Origin of the sequence: Calidithermus terrae (assembly GCF_003574345.1) — a bacterium.
Lineage (GTDB): Bacteria > Deinococcota > Deinococci > Deinococcales > Thermaceae > Calidithermus > Calidithermus chliarophilus.
Genome location: NZ_QXDL01000237.1, coordinates 1 through 5,485, shown reverse-complemented (window position 1 = coordinate 5,485; position 5,485 = coordinate 1). Strand labels below are relative to the sequence as shown.

Below are 5,485 nucleotides of genomic sequence, written 5' to 3'. Positions count from 1 at the left end.
CCGCCAGGGTCTCGCCCCGGCCCCCTTCCCTCCGCTCAGCCCATCCTCAGCGTGCGCGACCTCAAGGTACATTTCCGCGCCCGCAGCGGCTTCTTCGGCTCCACCGTGGTGCGGGCGCTCGACGGGGTGAGCCTCGAGCTCGCCCGGGGCGAGACCCTGGCGGTGGTGGGCGAGTCGGGGAGCGGCAAGACCACACTGGGCCGGGCCACGCTGCGGCTGCTCCGCCCGGCCTCGGGGCAGGTCCTCTTCGACGGCCAGGACATCGCGCGGCTGCCCGAGAAGGGCCTCAAGGCCTTCCGCCGCCGCGCACAGGCCATCTTCCAGGACCCCTACGCCGCGCTCAGCCCCTACATGAGCGTGCGGCAGATCGTGGAGGAGCCCCTGCTGGTGCACGGGGGCTTGGGCCCGCACGAGCGCGAGGCGAAGGTGCTCGAGGCCCTCGCCCAGGTGCGCCTCTCCCCCGCCGCCGAGTTCGCCGCCAAGTTCCCCCACCAGCTCTCCGGCGGGCAGCGGCAGCGGGTGGGCATCGCCCGCACCCTGGTGCTCTCGCCCGAGTACGTCGTCGCCGACGAGCCGGTCTCGATGATCGACGCCTCCTCCCGCGCCGAGATCCTCTACCTGCTCAAGGAGATCCAGCGGGCGCGGGGCCTGAGCTTCCTCTACATCACCCACGACCTCGCCTCCAGCCGCCACTTCGCCGACCGCATCGCGGTGCTGTACCTGGGCCGGGTGGTGGAGGTGGCCCCGGCGGTGGCGCTGATCGACCGGCCCCACCACCCCTACACCAGGGCGCTGCTCGAGGCCGTCCCCGAGCCCGACCCCGCCAACCGGCTCGAGCGCCGCGCGGTGGTGCAGGGCGAGCCGCCCAACCCGGCCCGCGTGCCCCCCGGCTGCGCCTTCCACCCGCGCTGCCCGGTGGCTATCCGGGGGGAGTGCGAGCGGGTGGAGCCCGAGCTGCTGGAGGTCGCCCCCGGGCATTGGGTGGCGTGTCATCTTTTCCCCGCCCCGGCGGCGGATAATGCGAGACAAGCGGAGTGAGGGGTGAAGCCATGAAGCGATTGCTGGTGCTGGTAGCGCTGTTGGCCGCGGCCTTCGGGCTGGGGCAGAACCACAACTCGGGCGGGCAAGCGCAGGCCCAGTCCCCCGCCCAGGACCCCCCCTGCGGCGCCATCGACAACTCCGGGGTCGGCGCGGAGAACACCACCGGCTTCCCGCAGGCCCTGCAGAAGCCCGAGGACCGCGCCGACGTGCTCGACCTGCTGCTGGCGAAGATCTGGTTCTACTACCTCGACCCGGGCTTCGAGGGCAAGGACTGGGAGAAGGTGAGCGCCCAGTACAAGGCCCAGGCCCTGCAGGCCAGGAGCGAGCGGGCCTACTACGACGCCATGCGCGGCCTGGTGAACGAGCTCGACGGGGTCTTCCTCAGCGCCACGCAGCTCGAGGCGCAGTCCAAGCTCTCGCAGGCTCGAGCCGGGCTCGGCGGCATCGGCACCCTGATCTCCTCCACCGACCCCCGCGACGGGCTCACGGTGCGCTGGGTGCTGCCCAACAGCCCCGCCGCCCGCGCGGGGATCAAGGCCCGCGACCGCATCCTGGCCGTCAACGGCCGCGACTGCCCCTCCACCGACCGCATCCGCGGCCCCGAGGGCAGCACCCTCACCCTCAGCGTCAAGTCGCCGGGCCAGCCCCCGCGCGACGTGACCGTGCAGCGGGCGCGGGTCAACTACCCCGAGACCATCCTCGAGGCCCGCCGCCTCGAGGCCAACCCGCAAGTGGGCTACCTCTGGGTGAGCGAGCTCGGCGAGGAGCAGATGCCGGCTGCCCTCGAGAAAGCCCTCACCGAGCTCACCTCGGGCCCCCCCCTCAAGGGCCTTGTCCTCGACCTGCGGGGCACCGGCGGCTCGGGGATGCGCACCATGCGCTACCTGCTGGGCCACTTCATCAGCGGGGTCAAGTACGGCTTCGAGGGCCCCGAGTTCTACGAGCGGCGCAACATCCCCGCCCGCAAGCCCGACCTGAGCCAGATCCCCTTGGTGGTGCTCGTAGACCGCGGCACGACCGGCTCGGCCAACATGAGCGCCGCCATCCTGCAGACGCGCCCCAACACCACGCTCGTGGGCGAGAAGACCGGCGGCGGCAACCGCTACTACCAGGGCCACGAATTGCCCGACGGCTCGGTGTTCTTCATCGCCCAGGGGCGCTTCGTGCTGCCCGGGGAGAAGCCGATGGAGAGTGAGCAGGTGACGCCGAGCGTGCTCATCAGCCAGGACTGGCTCGAGTTCGCCGAGGCCGATGACCCGTACATCAAGGCGGCGTTGGAGCAGATCAGGTAGGGTCAATGGCTGATGGCTGATGGCCGGCATTTTGGGCTGTGCCCGGTTCACTCGAGCCAGCCGTGCTCGAGCAGCTCCCGGGTCTCCTCCACCGCCACCTGCCCCAGCGCGAGCATTTCCTCGTCGGGGCGCTGGTAAAGCCCGGCGAAGTTGCCGTCGCCCAGCTCCTGGCGGGTGCGCTCGGGGCCCATCAGGCGCAGGCGGGCGAGGTCTGCGGGGGCTTTGGGCCCGGCAGACGGGTCCAGGGGAAGTTCTCCATCCAGCTCGCGTGGGAGGCCACCGGGTCGGTGGCCTGCACCTTGGCCCACACCTTGGGGGCTTGCCACCAGTCGTGGAACCTGACCTGGGCCTGCGGGTTGTCGGCCAGCCACTCGCGCACCAGGCCCAGGGCCGGGGTGTTGCCGCCGTGCCCGTTGACGAGGAGGAAGCGGCGGAAGCCCTGCCGCAGCAGCGAGTCGAGCACGTCGCGCAGCAGCGCCACGTAGGTCTGCACCCGCAGCGAGACGCCGCCGGGGTAGGCCAGGAAGGAGGGGGTCATGCCGAAGTTGAGCGGCGGCAGCACCGGGACGCCCAGCGGCTCGGCGGCCTCGAGCTGCATCCAGTTGAGGTCGTACAGGCGCATAGGCCCATGCTACCTAGCGATAAACCCAGAAGTAAGCCAGCAGCAGCGTGGAGAGCGTGACGGGCAGGCCGAAGCGGAGGTGCTCGAGGAAGCTCAGCCGGTAGCCCTCGCGCCGGGCGGCCTCGGCCACGATCAGGTTGGCGACCGAGCCCAGCAGGGTCAGGTTCCCGGCCAGGGTCGAGGCGGCGGCCAGCAGCAGCCAGCCCTGGGTGTCGCCCTGAGGGATCAGGGGGTGCAGCAGCAGCACGGCGGGCACGTTGGAGATGAGGTTGGAGAGCCCCGCCGTGACCCACAGCAAGCCCCAGGGCGCGGCGGCCAGGGGTTGCAGGGGCTCGAGCAGCCCCAGCAGCTTCACCGCCTCCGTGACCATGAACAGCCCCGCAAACAGCACCAGCAGCTCCCAGTCCACCCGCAGGAAGAAGCGCTCCGAGCGCAGCCGGCGGCTCCACAGCAGGACCCCCGCGGCCACCAGCGCGGCCTGGGCCAGCGGGTAATCGAGCAAGAAGGCCACCAGCAGCGCCAGCGTCACCCAGGCGCCCTTGAACAGCAGGCCCCGGTTCAGGCGGAAGCGCATCTCGGGCAGGGGCGGCAGAGCCCGGGTGGAGCGCACCGCGGGGTAGAGGGCGTAGAGCAGCCCCACCTGGAGCAGCAGGCCCGCCAGGGCCACCGGGGTGAGGGCGGCGGCGAAGTCGAGGAAGGAGATCCCGGAGAAGGAACCCACCAGGATGTTCTGCGGGTTGCCCGTGAGGGTGGCGACCGAGCCCAGGTTGGTAGCCCCGGCCAGCGCCAGCAGGTAGGGCACGGGGGGCAGGCGCAGTTGCCGGGTCATCTCGAGCACCAGCGGCGTGAACAGGATGGCGATGGTGTCGTTGAGGAACAGCGCCGAGAGCACCCCGGTGGCAAAGGTCAGCCACACCAGCAGGCCCAGCGGCGTGCGGGCTAAGTGCACCAGCCGGTTGAGCACGAGCTGGAAAAAGCCCGCGTAGCCCAGGTGGGCGTTGAGCACCATCACCCCGAACAAAAAGGCCAGCGTGTTGGGGTCGAGGGCTCCCCAAGCACGCTCGAGGTCGAGCACCCCCACCACGATCAGCAGCGCCGCCCCCGTGAGCGCGATGGCCGCCCGGTTCATGCGGTAGCCGGGCAGATACCCCAACCCCAGCCCCAGATAGGTCAGGAAGAGCGTGATATAGGCCAGCCCGAGCAACACAGCGTCCATACGGCTGTGAGAAAGCATGGGGCAGCCCTCGAGGGCAAGTCAAGAGCGGGGGTTTTGGGTGCCGGGAGGCTCGTGGTAACCCCTCCCCGCCAGCGTCGAGGGCCCGGGGCGTTTTGCGTTTTGCGTTCGGCGTTTTGCGTTTTGCGTCTTGCGTACGACGTACGACGTACGACCGGCGTTCCGCGTTCCGCGTTCAGCTACCGGCTATCCACCCCATACCCCAGCCTCTCCTCGAGCCCCACCCTCACCCGCGGCCAGTCGTCGTCGGTGATGGAGTAGACCACCGAGTCGCGGATGAAGCCGTCGGGCGTGATCGCCGCCTTGCGCAGCACGCCCTCGCGCACCGCGCCGAGTTTCTCCATGGCGCGCTGGGAGCGCTCGTTGCGCACGTCCACGGTGAACTGCACGCGCACCGCGCCCAGGTCCTCGAAGGCGTGGCGCAGCATGAGGTACTTGCTCTCGGGGTTGACGAAGGTGCCGTGGTAGGGCTTGACGATGAAGGTGCCGATCTCGAGCTTGCGGTGCGCGGGGGTGATGCCCACGTAGGAGATGCGGCCGGCGAAGTCCTCGCCGACGCGGATAGCCCAGTTCATGCGGCCCGGCTCGGCGTTGAGGTACTCGATGTACTCGGCGTAGCCCGCCGCGTCGCCCCCCTGCGGGGCCCCGCGCGACATGTAGGCGAAGAGCTCGGGCTCGTGGTGGCGGGCCCACAGCGGGGCGTGGTCGGCGGTGAGGGGCTCGAGGCGGAGGTGGCGGCCTTGGAGCACGACGGGCTTGACCCACATACGCCCCTCAAGCTACCACCCGGCCCCGCCTGCATGAAGGTGAGCTAAACCCCCGCCCCGCCAAATCACCCCGGCGCGCCTGGGGATGCCCTAGACTTAGGGCAAATGATCCGAATCGGCATCCTGGCAGTGACCGATCGGGGCGCCATGAACGGGCGCCTCGAGCAGGTGCGCGGCGTGATGGACGAACTGCTCAACCAGGCCCCCTACTCGGTGGCCGCCTTCGAACTCGTCCCCGACGAGCCCGCCCAGATCAAGCGGATCCTGCGCCTGTGGGCCGACCGCGACCGCCTCGAGGTCGTCTTCACCACCGGCAGCATCCGCCTCACCCCCCGCGACCACACCCCCGAAGCCACCCGCGAGCTGCTGGAGAAAGAAGCCCCCGGCCTCGCCGAGCTGATCCGCCGCGAGTGCTTCAAACACAACCCTACCGCCGCCCTCTCCCGCGGCGTCGCCGGCCTGCGCGGCCAGAGCCTCATCGTCAACCTCCCCGGCGGCCCCGAAGGTGTCCGCCAAGCCCTCACCGCCC

Annotated in this window: 7 protein-coding genes; 3 read left to right on the top strand and 4 right to left on the bottom strand. The window is 70.6% G+C overall.

All coding sequences use genetic code 11. From position 1 onward, the window contains the following. Positions 1-51: 51 nt before the first annotated feature. A complete protein-coding gene (locus Mterra_RS18285) occupies positions 52-1,038 on the top strand; it encodes an ABC transporter ATP-binding protein (RefSeq protein ID WP_338025084.1) in 987 nt (328 codons plus the stop codon). Between the two features lie 11 nt (positions 1,039-1,049). Continuing rightward, positions 1,050-2,333, top strand: coding sequence for a S41 family peptidase (locus Mterra_RS18280; protein WP_119316445.1), 1,284 nt, complete (start codon positions 1,050-1,052; stop codon positions 2,331-2,333). Positions 2,334-2,380: 47 nt separating this feature from the next. Here the strand turns inward: Mterra_RS18280 and Mterra_RS22910 are convergent, their stop codons facing one another. From Mterra_RS22910 to Mterra_RS18265, 4 genes are all read right to left on the bottom strand, one after another. Continuing rightward, complete coding sequence (locus tag Mterra_RS22910; RefSeq protein ID WP_218022968.1) at positions 2,381-2,524, bottom strand: hypothetical protein; 144 nt, start codon at positions 2,522-2,524, stop codon at positions 2,381-2,383. After that, complete coding sequence (locus Mterra_RS18275; RefSeq protein ID WP_218022967.1) at positions 2,524-2,955, bottom strand: creatininase family protein; 432 nt, start codon at positions 2,953-2,955, stop codon at positions 2,524-2,526. Before Mterra_RS18275 ends, Mterra_RS22910 begins: the two co-directional genes overlap by 1 nt. 13 nt (positions 2,956-2,968) lie before the next feature. Beyond that, positions 2,969-4,171, bottom strand: coding sequence for an anion transporter (locus Mterra_RS18270; protein ID WP_218022966.1), 1,203 nt, complete (start codon positions 4,169-4,171; stop codon positions 2,969-2,971). Between the two features lie 197 nt (positions 4,172-4,368). Further along, positions 4,369-4,956 carry a GNAT family N-acetyltransferase gene (locus Mterra_RS18265; RefSeq protein ID WP_027893890.1) on the bottom strand — a complete coding sequence of 196 codons (588 nt, stop codon included), beginning with the start codon at positions 4,954-4,956 and terminating at the stop codon, positions 4,369-4,371. Between the two features lie 105 nt (positions 4,957-5,061). Between Mterra_RS18265 and Mterra_RS18260 the strand changes: the two genes are divergently transcribed. Then, on the top strand, positions 5,062-5,485 hold a 424-nt coding region (locus Mterra_RS18260; protein ID WP_147372931.1), incomplete at its 3' end, for a MogA/MoaB family molybdenum cofactor biosynthesis protein.

Coding starts and splice junctions, on each gene's coding strand:
- Mterra_RS22910 (WP_218022968.1), bottom strand. CDS start 2,524: ATGGGCCCCGAGCGCACCCGCCAGGAGCTGGGCGACGGCAACTTCGCC.
- Mterra_RS18280 (WP_119316445.1), top strand. CDS start 1,050: ATGAAGCGATTGCTGGTGCTGGTAGCGCTGTTGGCCGCGGCCTTCGGG.
- Mterra_RS18265 (WP_027893890.1), bottom strand. CDS start 4,956: ATGTGGGTCAAGCCCGTCGTGCTCCAAGGCCGCCACCTCCGCCTCGAG.
- Mterra_RS18270 (WP_218022966.1), bottom strand. CDS start 4,171: ATGGACGCTGTGTTGCTCGGGCTGGCCTATATCACGCTCTTCCTGACC.
- Mterra_RS18275 (WP_218022967.1), bottom strand. CDS start 2,955: ATGCGCCTGTACGACCTCAACTGGATGCAGCTCGAGGCCGCCGAGCCG.